10 protein-coding genes are annotated in these 13,928 nt (G+C 54.0%); all 10 read right to left on the bottom strand.

Annotation, left to right across the window (positions count from 1 at the left end):
• Positions 1–182: 182 nt before the first annotated feature.
• Positions 183–2,621, bottom strand: coding sequence for a lamin tail domain-containing protein (locus ACOQPU_RS11095; RefSeq protein WP_420645173.1), 2,439 nt, complete (start codon positions 2,619–2,621; stop codon positions 183–185).
• Between the two features lie 205 nt (positions 2,622–2,826).
• A complete protein-coding gene (locus ACOQPU_RS11090) occupies positions 2,827–3,924 on the bottom strand; it encodes a branched-chain amino acid ABC transporter permease (protein WP_420645172.1) in 1,098 nt (365 codons plus the stop codon).
• A gap of 88 nt (positions 3,925–4,012) precedes the next feature.
• Positions 4,013–5,572 (bottom strand): ABC transporter permease subunit, encoded by a 1,560-nt coding sequence (locus tag ACOQPU_RS11085; RefSeq protein ID WP_420645171.1) that lies wholly within the window; start codon positions 5,570–5,572, stop codon positions 4,013–4,015.
• A gap of 45 nt (positions 5,573–5,617) precedes the next feature.
• Complete coding sequence (locus tag ACOQPU_RS11080; RefSeq protein WP_420645170.1) at positions 5,618–6,322, bottom strand: ABC transporter ATP-binding protein; 705 nt, start codon at positions 6,320–6,322, stop codon at positions 5,618–5,620.
• Positions 6,306–7,076: an ABC transporter ATP-binding protein gene (locus tag ACOQPU_RS11075; RefSeq protein ID WP_420645169.1), complete on the bottom strand. Its 771-nt coding sequence runs from the start codon at positions 7,074–7,076 to the stop codon at positions 6,306–6,308. Before ACOQPU_RS11075 ends, ACOQPU_RS11080 begins: the two co-directional genes overlap by 17 nt.
• A gap of 93 nt (positions 7,077–7,169) precedes the next feature.
• Positions 7,170–8,699, bottom strand: a complete 1,530-nt coding sequence (locus ACOQPU_RS11070; RefSeq protein WP_420645168.1) for an ABC transporter substrate-binding protein — start codon at positions 8,697–8,699, stop codon at positions 7,170–7,172.
• A 146-nt stretch (positions 8,700–8,845) separates the two neighbouring features.
• On the bottom strand, positions 8,846–9,655 hold the full coding sequence (locus tag ACOQPU_RS11065; protein ID WP_420645167.1) for an alpha/beta fold hydrolase: 810 nt from the start codon (positions 9,653–9,655) through the stop codon (positions 8,846–8,848).
• A 57-nt stretch (positions 9,656–9,712) separates the two neighbouring features.
• A complete protein-coding gene (locus ACOQPU_RS11060; RefSeq protein ID WP_420645166.1) occupies positions 9,713–11,290 on the bottom strand; it encodes a class I adenylate-forming enzyme family protein in 1,578 nt (525 codons plus the stop codon).
• Positions 11,291–11,293: 3 nt separating this feature from the next.
• Complete coding sequence (locus ACOQPU_RS11055) at positions 11,294–12,136, bottom strand: alpha/beta fold hydrolase (RefSeq protein WP_420645165.1); 843 nt, start codon at positions 12,134–12,136, stop codon at positions 11,294–11,296.
• An 85-nt stretch (positions 12,137–12,221) separates the two neighbouring features.
• Entirely contained in the window at positions 12,222–13,763 is a 1,542-nt protein-coding gene (locus ACOQPU_RS11050; protein WP_420645164.1) for a class I adenylate-forming enzyme family protein, read from the bottom strand.
• Positions 13,764–13,928 lie beyond the last annotated feature (165 nt).

Genomic DNA, 13,928 nt, shown 5'->3' with positions numbered 1-13,928 from the left:
ACCGGTTCCAATTAGGACAAATATACACAATAACCCAATCACTGTCAAGCTATTTATTCATTTTAGCCAAATTAGCGTGTTTAACAATATGAGTTTTTTATGAGCCTCTGGTGGGGCCATTTTGATGAATTTCCCGGAAACTACCCCTTAATCACTAAAGCAGTTTCCGGGAAAATTTGTGGCTACGGCAGCTCGCCCGGATTTGGGAAGGGCCAATCACGGAAATCTACCGAGCAGTCGTTGGTGTCTTTATTTGCCGGGAATCGTTCCAGGGTGCGGTTGCTGCTGCTAACCAATGGGCAGGGCACCACCCCAGGGAAACTGCCTGTACCGTAGGCGATTGCATCGACAACTTGCCCGTTTGGATCGCGCAAGATGACTTCATCACCACCGTTGGCAAGCTGAAGCAAGGCTGCCGGATTGCCCCACGCCGGGTCGTCAATGAGGTCGGGCACGGCCGTATTGGTGCTAATAATCTCAAAGTCGGGGTTTATGTTGTATTCGGTAAAGAAGGCAGTTGCTGCTGTAGCCACCACAATGGTGCCACCTGGTGGAATCGTCGTGCCCGACGGGAAGCGGCGCACATCCTCAAAATCCGTTGTATTAACAGCATCACCCAGGCTGTAATTGCTTAAATTAATGGTTGCGCCTGTTGGGTTCATCAGTTCGATAAACTCAAAATCATCAGCCATGCCCGGTGGGTTATACAGCACTTCGCTAATGAGAACGTAAGTTGCTGGACTGACATAATTGTTGAGTACCAACGGCAAATAGACAACGTCTCCCCAATCCCGCTGGAACATCTCTGCCAGGTAGGCATATGCTTCGTTGGATTGTACCTGGAGCGCAAGTTCGCGGTTGCCTTTGCTGGATTGTTCGCTGCCGTTAAGGCTGCCCACGTGCAGGTACCCTTGGCCGCTAAGTTGCACCAGCACCATCTTATTGTGGATGCCTAGGCCGGTGGGATTGGCTGTTTTGCAGGCCAGATCAAGCACTTCGGCTTGGGCGATGCCGTTGACGTAGGTGCAAGTGGCACTGTTGCTGGTGGCGTCACCGTCATCAAACAGGCTGTCGAGCAAAATTTGCACAGAGGCTCCCCGTCGGGCGGCGGCTATATATGCTTCGGTGCGCAGGGCGGGGTCGTCCGTGGGATTAGAGGTGGAGCTGCCCCAGTACGGCCGTTCATCCAACTGTTGCACCAAAACGGTATCTCCCGCGCCTGCCTGAGCAATTAAACCCAGCAGCGAATCTGTGGTGCGCAGGCTGTTTTCTGGCGACTGCACCACTTCATAGCCAAAATTGCCGCTGAAAACGGTCGCATTCGGGTAGCGCACCGTGTACGTGATGCCGCCAGTTTCCAAATTAGGCATAAAGCCGGGGTCTGGCCCACCAATGAAGGCCGTGTTGGTGATGTCTACATGGTTGGTCAGATCGAAATCGGCGTCAAAGATACTTTGCACATGGGCCACAACCCCGGGCGCGTCGGTGACGAGCAGCACCCCGCGCCGCCCCCAGGTGCCATCCGATTTATTGTCGCTGGGCATGGAGTTGGGGCTGAGATTTTCACTGCTGATGATCACTTGCTGGCCGTCGATGAGGATAAATTTGGCGTGGAGGTATGTGTAGCGGTCGGCGATGTCGTTGGGGTCGTCGCTGATCATGAACCAGCATTCACCCCCGGCGGGTTCGATTTGTTGGCAGATATATTTTTCCTGCTCAGGTATGCCGCCAGGGGGTGCGCCTTCCAGCAAAATGGTGACGGCGACGCCGCGATTCAGGGCGGCAATGAGGTCGCTGGCAATGGCCATGTTCTCGAAGGTGTGGGTTTCAATGGCGATGCTGGTTTGGGCGGCGTCCAGGTGCAGCTTGAGCGTTTCGTACGCATTGTCTGGCGCGATGGCAACGGTAAGGGTACCGGATTGAGTAAACTTGGCGGTTTGAAAGTAGGTGTCTAAATTCCAACCGGGGTAGAGGACTTTACGGCCGTTCACCACATCCCCCGTGCTTTGCGCCCAATCCGCTGCCGTGTCGGTGTCGGGTACGGGTAGACCCGTCGTTTGGTTGCGCATTCGGTACAGAATTTGCCCCTTTGAGCCGAAGCCTGAATATGGTTGGACGGCCGTTCCGCTCCAGCCAGTTTGGCCAGTAGATCCATTTTCATATACCAATACATCTACAATTGCACTAAGATCATCTAATAAAACGACTTCATCACCTGTGTTAGTAAACCCAGGCCAAGCTCCTGTCGTGTTTGGAACAGTTGGATTCGTGTCCGTTGCTTCAAAATCTGGCAAGAACCCAAATTGGCGGGCGAAGGCAGCTGCTTCATCTGTTAGCCAAATCATTTCACCAGGGCTCAAAGTGACATTGTTGGGCAACGAGGTTAAGCCTGTGCCACCGTCAGTAAGTTCCCAATTGCTAATGTCAATGGTCGTGTTTGAAATATTGATCAAACGCACAGCTTCATCAGCATCTGGATTATTATCTTCAATGCCATCGTAGTAGACGGCATCAATCAATATGGTGGTGCTAACCGCGTTGGAATGGGGAGCCAGGGTGGCCCAGAGGATGAGCAAGGGGAATACGGCCGTAGCCAGCAAGTACACAACTCTTTTCGTCATCACATCCCTCCTGAATGGGTGATGGTTGAACGTAAAAACGTTCCTTGAGGTAACTATTTGATTGGTTTAACAGCAATTAGGGCGCGACTGCCCAATATTGGTGTAATCAACACAAAATTCTAGCCGATTACAGAAAAAGTTTACTCTTAGCATTGAGAGATGGCAAATTTCAGCAATCTTTAATAGACTGATGAAGGAGAGATTTTTAGCTTTTTGGGATTGTTTTCGTAAGCCCGAACAGCTTCTTCAACCGTTCCCGACCTTTAGCAATTTGGGTACTGCGCAGCCGCCAAGTGCCCACAATGCCATAGGGCAAAAAGAGAACGATGATGACGTAGACCGCCCCGAGCAAAAAGTTGGCGGCGTCGCCAAACCAGAGGTCTAGATAATATTCAAGCAGGCGGAAAACGGCCGCACCCACTAAGGCCCCGCTCAAGGTGCCGACTCCCCCAATGAGAATGATGAGCAGTGCGGCCACCGTCCAGCCCAGCCCGGCCACGTTGGGGCTTACGATGGGTTGGTGAATGGTGTGGAAGAATCCGGCAAGAACGGCCGTTAAAGAAGCCACTATCAACGCCACTAGCTTGAACAAAAAGGTGTTGTAGCCCAACATTAAAGCCCGGTCTTCATTTTCACGAATGGCAATGCAAACGCGCCCGGTGGGTGAATCCACAAAGCGACGGTAAATCAGGTAAACGACAAATGTGCTTACCAGCACTAGCAAATAAAGCTGGAACCGCGCTGTGTTGCTGTTGAGCCAATCTGGAGCAATCACCCCCTGCAATCCCACGTCTGCCCCCGTCCATTCCGTTAACTCACTGGCTTGCACCACAATGTGGAATACCGATGCCAATCCCAGCGTAACCAGCGCAAAGGTGATGCCTTTGACGCGCGGCAGCACAATGCCAAACAGCAACGCCTGCACCACCGCAACCCCAACCAGACCTAGCAACGTTTGCCCAGCCCCCCAACCGAAGCTCTTGAAGGCAATCCCCGTAAAATATGCGCCCGTGGCAAAAAACATGGCGTGCCCAAACGAGAGCAGCCCCGTCACGCCCAAAATTAAGTCATAGCTTAGGGCGTAAATGGCCAAAATAAACACCTCGATGAGCAAGCCTTGCATAAACTTGGCTCTACCCGCTTCATTTGCCAAAACATCTCCAAAAGATTGCCCTTCAATTAAGGCGAGCAGAAACGGGAAGAGCAGCAAAAAGATCAGCAGTCCCACCAGTCCGCGATTGGCCGAAAGCCAACGAGCCAGACTCGCTTTTTCAGGTGTACGGTTTGCCAGAGTAGATTGCATTCAAATTCTCCGCGCTTGTCAATACAGGATTGGCAGTCCTGATAAATAAGCTGAAATTTAATCGTATGCAGGCCTGCCAGTCCTCACATTATTCATTCCGCCCAAACAGCCCTTGCGGCAGGATGAGCAGGATAATCACCATGAGCAGCACGGTAGAGGCTGGCACTAGCGGTGGCGATGGCTTAAATGGCTCGGCCAAAAAGGGCAAGTTGATCCCAATTTGCCCATATTTGATGATGAACTGTTGCAGTAGGCCCACCAAAATTGCGCCCGCGGCCGCGCCAGGAAAGCTGGTTAAGCCGCCAATGGCCAAGGCGATTAGCGCCAGCAGCAGCAAGCGCGTGCCCATGTCTGTTGAGAGGCCAATGGACGGCGCTGCCAAAATGCCGCCCAATGCCGCCAGCCCCACGCCCATGGCAAAAACAAAGGTAAACACTTGCCGCACATTGATGCCCAAGGCTTCCACCATCTCGCTGTCCTGCACGCCTGCGCGAATAATCATGCCGATGCGGGTGCGCTGCAAAATGAGCCAGACCAGCAGCAGCACCACCAGACCGACTAAAATAATGAACACTTCGTTGTAGCTGCGAATACGGCCGTTAAACAGCAAAATCGTCGAGCATTGATTGGCTATCAAATCGCCAAAGTTGGTGGCGGGGCAACTGTCGCCGCTGCCGCTGAACAGAGCCGCTTTGGGCATCGTAAATTCTGGACGACCCCAAATGGCGCGTACCACTTCTACCACAATGAAGCTCAACCCCAGGGTGATCATCAATTGGTAGATCGGACGGTCGTACAACGGCCGTATCAACGCCACCTCAATCAATCCCCCAATCACAAAACCTAGCCCCGTCGCCACGCCCATCGCCACAAAAAAGCGAGCAGTGGTGCTAATGCCCAATAAAAAGTTGGTAATGTTGCTGTTGATGAAAAATGTAATTAAGCCAAGTGCCAGCAGAACGGCCGCCGTTACCAGCGTGCTGCGCGAAATATGATTGCTCAACGTGCCGCTTTGCCGCCGCAAACCAAAGCCAGCCACCGCCAACGCCAGCAGCGACCCGCCCAGCAGCGTACCAATCAATCCCAGCGGCCAGCCTGCCGACGGCGGCATTGTCGCCAGAACCAAATTATCTTGGCTCAGAGCCAGCGAATAAGTGATGGGACTTTCCGCATACACTTCCGGGTTCCAAATAGCCAGTGGAAAGCGAGCATATGCTACCCACAGCAGTCCCGCCCCCAAAATCAGTGCCAGCCAGGGCCAGATGTGCGTCTGCTTTTGCAAAAACGGCACTTTTTGAATCCAAACGCGCCATGCGGGCAGTAGCACAAAGCCCACGGCCGTCAGCAGCAGCGGGGACAAAATATCCACAAAGGTGTCTGGGCGTACAAACACCGTCCAGCCGACGTAGGCCCCTACCATAAACATCTCGCCATGCGCCAGATTCAGCACGTCCATCAAGCCCAAAATCAGCGACAGTCCCGCCGCCACCAGGAAGGTAATCATCCCCACGCTTAGCCCACGCAAAATGGTGATCAGCCAATCGTCTGTTTCCATGCCTTGAACGGCCGTAAAAAACACAAACCCCAACACAGCTAACGTAATCAACCGCGTTCTGTTTGCCCTCAACGTCCCTATTACATCTGCCATAATTTCTCCGGAACTTCGTAATTGGTTACCAATTACTGACCATCGTCACGCTGCGCCCAAATATCGGTGAATCGTCGCCTTATCCTGCACCAAATCAGTCATCAGGCCGTGCTGCACAGAATGCCCCTCATCAATAATCACATATCGCTGGGCCAGCCTGCTGGCTACCACAAAATTTTGCTCCACCAATAGCACCGTTGTTTCGGCTGAAAGCTGCTGAATGGCCGCCATCATCTGCTCGATCAGCACCGGGGCTAACCCTTCACTTGGCTCATCAATCAGCAGCAGTTCATTGTCTGGCACCAGGGCGCGCGCCACGGCCAGCATCTGCTGCTGCCCACCAGAAAGATTGGTACCAGGCAGCTTAATGAGCCGCTTCAAATCTGGGAAAAGCTCAAAAATAAACTGCTCTTTGCGCCCAAAATCACCTTTCTTGCGCTCTGCGATCCGCAAATTTTCCAGTACGCTCAAATCGCGAAAAATCGCCCGATGTTCCGGCACAAAACCAATGCCCATTGCCGCAATGTCAAAGCTGCGCCGTCCCTGAATGGGCTCCCCATTAAACAAAATGGAGCCGTCACGCGGCGGCGTCAGCCCCAAAATGGATTTTAGCGTGGTGGTTTTGCCTGCCCCATTGCGCCCGAGCAGTGCCGTAATGCTGCCCTTCGGTACAGACAGCGACACGCCTTCCAAAATGTGGAACTGGCCAATGTAAGTGTGAATATTGTTGACTTCAAGCAGATTCTTCATACAAATGACCCAAATATGCGGTTTGCACCGTTTCGTTGGCCGAAATTTCGGTTGGTGTGCCTTCTGCCAATATGCTGCCGTGGTGCATCACCGTGATCTTGTCCGACACGCTCATCACCACATTCATGTTGTGCTCCACTAGCATGACGGTTTTTTGTCCCTCCGCCTGAATTTTTTGGATGAGAGCCATGAGCTCCGGTACCTGTTCTGATGCCATGCCTGCCGTCGGTTCATCCAGCAACAGAATTTCCGGGTCTGGCGACAAAATCATACCCAGCTCCAGCTTGCGTTGTGCACCATGTGGCAAGGTGCGGGCCGGTAGCAATGCTTCATTTGCTAAGCCAACTTGCTCAATTACTTCCCAGGCACGTGTTTCATACTTGGCAAAGGCGCGATGGGAACGGAATAGCCGAAAGCTATCGTTGCCCAATGCCTGTGCCGCCAAACGAATATTCTCTAGCACCGTCAGGTTAGGGAAAATGTTGGTAATCTGGAAAGAACGGCCGATTCCTAAATGTACCGTCTTGTGCAGGGGCACATTGGTAATATCCTTGCCCCGCAGCAGTACCTTGCCACTGGTTGGCGGTATGTTGCCACTAAGGAGGTTGAAAAACGTCGTTTTTCCCGCACCGTTAGGCCCAATGATAGAGTGCAGCGTGCCCGCCTTTACCTTAAGGCTCACATCGTCCACCGCCACCAATGCCCCAAACTCTCGGCGCAAGCTGTGCGTTTCCAAAATGATTGAATCAGCCATTTTTGCTCCGTTTGCCGTAATCATTGTTCGGTAAACGGTAATCGGTTTAAGCTACCGATTACCGTTCACCGATTACGGATTACCGTTTACTAATTACTCTCCACTAAGGCTGCCTACAGGCAAATCACCACAGCGGTCTACCAACTCTTCTGGCAACAGACAAGGAACATCTGGCCGATTGGTGTCTACCAGTTCAAAATATTTGAATTCGGCGTCGTCCACGTTCAGCAGCGTTGCGATGTACATATCCTGAATAGCAACATGGTCTTCTGGCCGAATGTAGATGGTGCCTTTTGGCCCTTCAAACTCCATGCCTTCCATTGCGTCGATGAGTGCGGCTGCACTGGCATCACCACCCGTAGCCTTGATCGCATTTGCTACCAGCAGGGCTGCGTTCATTGCATCCGCATCAAACAGATCGGGGAAGGTGCCAAATTGGGCTTGCGTTTGCTCAACCAGCCAATCGTTTACCTCGTTTTCTGGGAAGGTGTAATGGTACAAAATGCCGCTGGTAGACCCAATGGCATTAGAGAAGAAAGCGGGCATCACGACGTTGTCTACGAAGCCAGCAGCCATCGGAATTTCATCCAGCACGCCGCTGTCGGTGGCAGCTTGCAGCAGCGGCACAAAGCCACCGCCAGCCCAGGTTACAATGAACGCCTCGGCGCCGTTGTCAATCGCGTCAAAGATCGGGTCCATGTAGGAGGTGAAGTCGGTGGTGTCGGCGGGGGCAAAAATGTCGTCGCCAACAAAGTTAGCCCCTTCCAGCGTACACGCATCCCGGAAAGCGGCGGCACTACCGGTACCAAAGGAGTAGTCTGGGGCAATTTGCACCAGGCCACTGTATTGGCTGGCCAGGTAAGCACAGATGTTTACAGCATCCTGGTAGTTGTTACGGCTGGTGCGGAAGGTGTATTCGTTAAAGGTGGCACCCGTGATGTCGTTGGCGGCAGCCGGAGCCACAACCAAAACCACATCGTTTTCACGAGCCAGCTCTTGCAAGGTGGCCGTGGCGCCAGAGCTTACGGTACCAACCAAAATGTCTACGCCTTCGACCTCAATTAGTTCACGACCAACGGTTGCGGTGTTTTCTGGGTTGCTTTGGTCGTCACGCAGATGAACCTGGATTTCACAGCCATCCATCATGTACGAGGTGTAGCCATCTGCCTCGGTGCCAGCTGCGCCCGTGGCGTATTCCATACCTAGGGGGAAGCCGCGCAGGACGTGTGCGCCGTAAATGGCCAACGCGCCAGTCGCATCGGTGATAAGCCCCACTTTAATTGGTTCTTCACAGCTGAGTTCGGCCATGGCTTCGTCTTCCATTTCTTCCTCGGCCATTTCCTCTTCTTCAGCCATCTCTTCGTCGGTGGCTTCTTCTTCATCACCACCGGTAACCTCTTCTACGGCCGCTTCTACCGTAGGAGCCACTTCTTCAACGGCCGCTTCCACAGTAGGTGCTACTTCTTCGACGGCCGCTTCTACGGTGGGGGCAATCTCTTCAACCGCATCCTGTACCTGCTCGGCCGCATCGTTGATCGCATCTTCGGTGGCGGCATCACAGGCAACCAGCACCAGAGACAGCATAAAAATCATTAGGGTAAGGTAAGTGATTCGACGTTTCATAGGTTTTTTCCTCCAAAAGATAAAACAAATGGTAAAAGGCACATTTGTGCCGGGTAAACGATTTTTATTTGGTTCATGCCATACATTGCTCCTTAGTGCTGGTGGTTAGTAGCTAGCTGTTTGGACAAACCACTAGCCACCAGCAACTACTGCTTTTGCAGAAAGTTGGTGACGATGCCGACGGCCGTTTCCGGCTGTTCTATCGGGAAAAAGTGACCAGCTTGCGCGATGACGGCCGTTTCTGCGCCAGAAATCTTCGCTGCCAATAAATCTACATTGGCGGGTGGCACCACCTTGTCTTCATCTCCAGACAAAATGAGCGTCGGGGCAGTGATTGCCGACAGCTTGTGCTCAAAACAGGCCGCTTCAGACATCAGAGATAGGCCCACACCCATTTGCGCCTGATACCCAACCGGGTCGATGGGATTGTTGGCGCGGAAAGCGAGCCACTCTTCCACTACCGCTGGCTGGCGTTCGGCAAACCCTTCGGCGCAGCTAATGAGGATGCCGTTGCGCAGTCGCGTTTGCGGGTCGCTGGTCATGTCCATGAGCACAGCGAGGGCTTCTTGCGTGACGGGCACGTGGCGCGGCCCGCCAAAGTTGGTGGCGGATAAAATCAGGTGGGTCACTTTCTCTGGATAGGTTAGGGCAAATGCTTGAGCCACAAAGCCACCCATTGAATGCCCAAAAACGGCCGTTTTCTCAATGCCCAATTCGCCGAGGAGTCCAGCTAAATCATCCGCCAGCAGTTGGGCCGTGTAGGGTCCGGCGGGCTTGTCGCTTTCCCCCACGCCCCGGTTGTCGTAGCTGATCACCGTGAAATTCCCGGTCAGACCCGGCACCATTTTGTGCCACATCCAGCGACTGTAGCCCAGCCCGGCCACTAAAACCAGCGGCGGCCCGCTGCCCTCCATTTCGTAGGCGATTGTGATGCCATTTGCAGTTAGTTTTGCCATAATGTCCCTTATTTTCTAATGTGTGAAACGTGACAGTCACGCCTCACGTTTCACGCCTCACGTTTCACGCTTCCCGTTCCCAAATACAGTTTCCTTGAGTTCTGCTTTGATTACCTTGCCATAGGGCGAGTAGGGCAAAGCGTCGGTGAAGATGACCCGCTTGGGGATTTTGTAGCGGGCCAGCTTGCCCTGGCAATGTTGGAGCAGCTCGGTTTCGGTGAGGGAACGGCCGTTGCTCAATACCACCACCATCACCCCAATCTCACCCCACTTTGCGTCTGGCTGGCCGATGAGGGCTGCCTCGGCCACCGCCTCGTGGGCCACAAAGATGGCCTCTACTTCAGCAGCATACACATTCTCGCCCCCACTGATGATCATATCCTTGAACCGCCCGGCAATAAAAAAGTAGCCGTCCTCATCCTGCCGTGCCATGTCGCCGGTGTGGAACCAGCCGTCGCGCAACGCTTCAGCCGTGGCTTCTGGGTTTTTCCAGTAGCCACTGGTAACGTGCGGCCCTTTGATGAGCAGTTCGCCCGTTTGGTTGGTAGGGACGGGACGGCCGTTTTCATCCACCAGCTTCATTTCACTATGGAAAATCGGTTTGCCCACCGTGCCCGGTTTCTTCACAGGATCGTCATCGTTCATGGTGAAGCAGTTGGTACCTACTTCCGTGAGGCCGTACCCTTGGCGGAACGGCTTGCCAGTGGCCTGTCGCCATTCCTCGATGAGCGACACCGGGCAGGGCGCCCCCCCGCTGATAAACCAGCGGATGGCACTGAAATCAATCTGTGCCAGTTCTGGCGTGTTGAGCCACATTTGGAAAATGGTGGGCACGCCTAGCAAAACGGTGCATTTGGTTGCTTCAACAACGCGCAATGTTTCTACAGCATCAAACTGTCGCAGCAGCACAATTTGCCCGCCCACATAAAACAGCGGCGTCAGGAAAACAAACAGCCCGCCAGAGTGGAACATCGGCGTAAAAATGGGCGAAATATCGTCCTGCGTTAATCCCCAGCTAATGACGGTGTTGATGGCGTTCCACACAATTTGGCGGTGGGGAATCATGGCTCCCTTTGGCTTCCCGGTGGTCCCAGAGGTGTAGAGAATGCAGGCGGTGTCGTTGGGATGGAGAGACGGCCGTTCCGGTTCCCCATCCTCTGCCTTAGCCAACTCATCTTCATAAACCCAGGCATTGGCAATCTGGGCACCTTCCACACTTACCAGATGCGCCACTTGAATGTTGGGCAGCATCTCTGCCAGGGTGTCTGTAAATTCTGGCCCGCAAATAAGCAGTTTGGAGCCGCAATTTTGCACGATGTAGGCCAGCTCATCGGCCACCAGCCGCCAATTGAGCGGGGCAAAAATCGCCCCGATTTTGGTGGCCGCATACAGCAAATCTACATACACCACGCTGTTGTGCGCCAGCAGCGAGATGACATCCCCCTTTTGCACGCCGAGTTTTTGCTGCAAAAAGTGGCAGGCGCGGTTGACCCGCGCGTTGAGTTGAGCAAAGGTGTAATCTTGCCCACTGGCGATCTCGCGCAGGGCGATGCGGTTGGGGGTTAATTCGGCTCGTTTGCTAAGTAAACTTGATGCGTCCATAGTTGGGGAGATTAGAAGCACCCCAATCTCCAATCTCTAATCTCCTGTCTCCTCTAAAAAGGCTACAATTTCCTGTGCCAAAACTTCTGCGTTTTCGCCAAAGAGCATGGTCATATGGTTGCCCGGCACGGCGCGGTAGCGGCAGTTACCCAACGCGCCGACTGTCTCTTCCGCTTGGGTGGGCGGCACGACGGGGGGCGTGCCCGGTGCGCCAAAAGAGCCGGGGGCGTGCAGCATGAGGGTGGGCTGCTGCACGCGGCCAAAAATCTCTTCCCACGGTTCGTTCAGACCTTTGTCTACGGCTTCGGCAATGTTTTCTGGCTTAGAGCGTACCCGAACGGAGCCATCGTCGTAGGTTTGCACATCGGCGCGGTAGTAGTTTTCTACGGCCGTATCCCAATACCCTTGCCAATACGCCGCACTCTTTACCCCGTCCCGGTACGCTTCCCAGGAAGGAATCCGCTGCTTCAGCCTGTCCAGCGACGGCTTGATGAGTTCTCTAACGCTGGGGTGCATAAAGCCAGAATCCATCACGATGCATTTGCTGACGCGCTCAGGATAGTTAGCTGCCAGGTAGCAGGTGAGCAGTCCGCCGTAGGAATGCCCGGCCAAAATCACCTGCTCTAAGCCCAGATTGTCCATCAGCCCCAAAATGTCGGCAGCGTGTTCGGCCATGCTGTAGCCGGTGGCGGGCTTGTCGCTTTGGCCGCGCCCGCGCAAATCTACCGCCAGCAGCCGATTGGGCAAGCTGCTGGCCGCCAATCCATCAAAAAAGTGGGCGTTGGCCGACAGCCCGTGCATGACGATGATCGGCGGCTCGTCCCCAGGGTGGTCCAGGTAGTGGAGGATGATGTTGTTGGTTTGGGTGTATTTGTCCATTCTTTATTTCGTATTCCGTGTGTAACAACCTCCGGGAGGTTTGAGCTTGCATTTAGGCTTTAGGCCAAACCTCCCGGAGGTTTATCTAAATCTCCGTTCCTTTGTCTGCCCAATAAGGTTCGCGCATGACGCGCTTGAGCGTTTTGCCCGCCACGCTACGCGGGAAGTCGTCCATGATGACAATGCGGCTTACCTTCTGGTAGCGGGCCTCAACCCGATTGTTGACCCAATCACGCAGGGCGTCCTCGCTGATTGCGCCCGGTTCATGCAGGATAACGGTGGCCATGGGGGTTTCGCCCCATTTGTCGTCTGGTATGCCGAAGACGGCCGTTTCCCTTACCGCCGGGTGCTGCACAATCAACTCTTCAATATCGCGCGGGTACACATTCACCCCGCCAGAGATGATCAAATCTTTTTGCCGATCTACTAAATAAAGGAAGCCATCTTCATCCACATGCCCCAAATCGCCGCTGTGTAGCCAGCCATCACGGAGGGCTTGGGCGGTGAGGTCTGGCCGTTTGTAGTAGCCCGCCATGGTGATGGGGCCGCGCCCCACAATTTCTCCCACCTCGCCAGGGGCGCATAGCTTGCCTGCTGGGTTCACAATTTTCATTTCGTACAGCGGCGGCGGTGCGCCTACGCTGCCGGGCTTGTTGGGGAAGTCGTATTTGTCCAAAATGGTGACAAAGCCTTCGGTGAGGCCATAAAGTTCATAAAACCGGCCAGGCAAGTGGCGATCCAGCTCTTCTTTGTGTTCCAGATGCAGCGGCGCGCCCACGGAGCAAATCATTTCGAGCGACTGCATTTTGGCGGGGTCAAAATTGGGCGCGTGCATCATGGCAATAATTTGGGAAGGCACCATGAGCAGGTGGGTTACTTTTTCTTGCATCACCGTTTCGATGAGTGCCTGGGCATCAAAGTAGGGGTGCAAAATGTAGGTGCAGCCCTGGAACATGGCGGGCATGAGGGTGAGAAAGGCACCGTTGAACACGAGCGATCCGGTGTGTAGAATGACGCTCTCTGGCGTGATGCGGTACGCCGTGGCGAAGCCGGTGCAGTAGGCAGCGCGGATGGCGTGGGTATGGACAATCCCTTTGGGTAGCCCGGTGGTGCCGCTGCTGTAGATGATGTTGTAGGGGTCTGTTTCGTGGACGGCCGTAAATGGGGGTTCAGTGTCGGAGGAAACGGCCGTTAGCGCCTGATAATCCTGGTGGCTGTCCAGCTCGCCATCAACCACAATGAAGTTTGCCGAGGGGATATTGGCTAATTCACCGCGAATTTTGTCCAGTTGGGGGGCAAACTCGGCGTTAGTGACTACGGCCACGCTGTCAGAATCGTTGAGCAAGCGGCTGAGGCCGCTGCCGCGCAGCATGGGGCTGAGGGGCACGACCACCACACCCAGCTTGGCCACTGCCCAAAAAAGCTCTAGCTGCTCCAAACAGTTAGGCAAAATGGTAGCCAGCTTGTTCCCTTTTTGCAGCCCTAGCTGCACTAGGGCGTTGGCAATGCGGTTCACACGGCCGTTTAGCTGGCGAAAGGTGAGGGTATGGTTTTGGAAGATGACGGCCGTTTTATCTGGGCGGTAGGTTGCGTGCCGGGGTAGCAAGGTCCCGATGTTCACGTGCATAAAAGTCCCTCGTTTTGCTGCGGTCTTCCTGTTGACAGTCGCCAAAATCGAGCGACTGCTCATCCGTTTGGGCAGTTTAACAAAGCGAGGTTGCCTAAAAGTAACAATACTCCCAATTACAATGAATTGGACAGTGTTGGTTGGGCTTGTTTTGCAGGGGACACC

The sequence above is a fragment of the Candidatus Leptofilum sp. genome, assembly GCF_965223285.1.
Classification (GTDB): Bacteria; Chloroflexota; Anaerolineae; order Promineifilales; family Promineifilaceae; genus Leptofilum.
The sequence above is the reverse complement of the archived record's forward strand: the minus strand, read 5'-3'. Positions and strand labels throughout refer to the sequence as shown.

Excerpts from the sequence above, each read along its gene's own strand:
- ACOQPU_RS11050 (WP_420645164.1), bottom strand. The coding sequence starts at position 13,763 with ATGCACGTGAACATCGGGACCTTGCTACCCCGGCACGCAACCTACCGC.
- ACOQPU_RS11080 (WP_420645170.1), bottom strand. The coding sequence starts at position 6,322 with ATGAAGAATCTGCTTGAAGTCAACAATATTCACACTTACATTGGCCAG.
- ACOQPU_RS11085 (WP_420645171.1), bottom strand. The coding sequence starts at position 5,572 with ATGGCAGATGTAATAGGGACGTTGAGGGCAAACAGAACGCGGTTGATT.
- ACOQPU_RS11065 (WP_420645167.1), bottom strand. The coding sequence starts at position 9,655 with ATGGCAAAACTAACTGCAAATGGCATCACAATCGCCTACGAAATGGAG.
- ACOQPU_RS11055 (WP_420645165.1), bottom strand. The coding sequence starts at position 12,136 with ATGGACAAATACACCCAAACCAACAACATCATCCTCCACTACCTGGAC.
- ACOQPU_RS11075 (WP_420645169.1), bottom strand. The coding sequence starts at position 7,076 with ATGGCTGATTCAATCATTTTGGAAACGCACAGCTTGCGCCGAGAGTTT.
- ACOQPU_RS11070 (WP_420645168.1), bottom strand. The coding sequence starts at position 8,699 with ATGAAACGTCGAATCACTTACCTTACCCTAATGATTTTTATGCTGTCT.
- ACOQPU_RS11095 (WP_420645173.1), bottom strand. The coding sequence starts at position 2,621 with ATGACGAAAAGAGTTGTGTACTTGCTGGCTACGGCCGTATTCCCCTTG.
- ACOQPU_RS11090 (WP_420645172.1), bottom strand. The coding sequence starts at position 3,924 with ATGCAATCTACTCTGGCAAACCGTACACCTGAAAAAGCGAGTCTGGCT.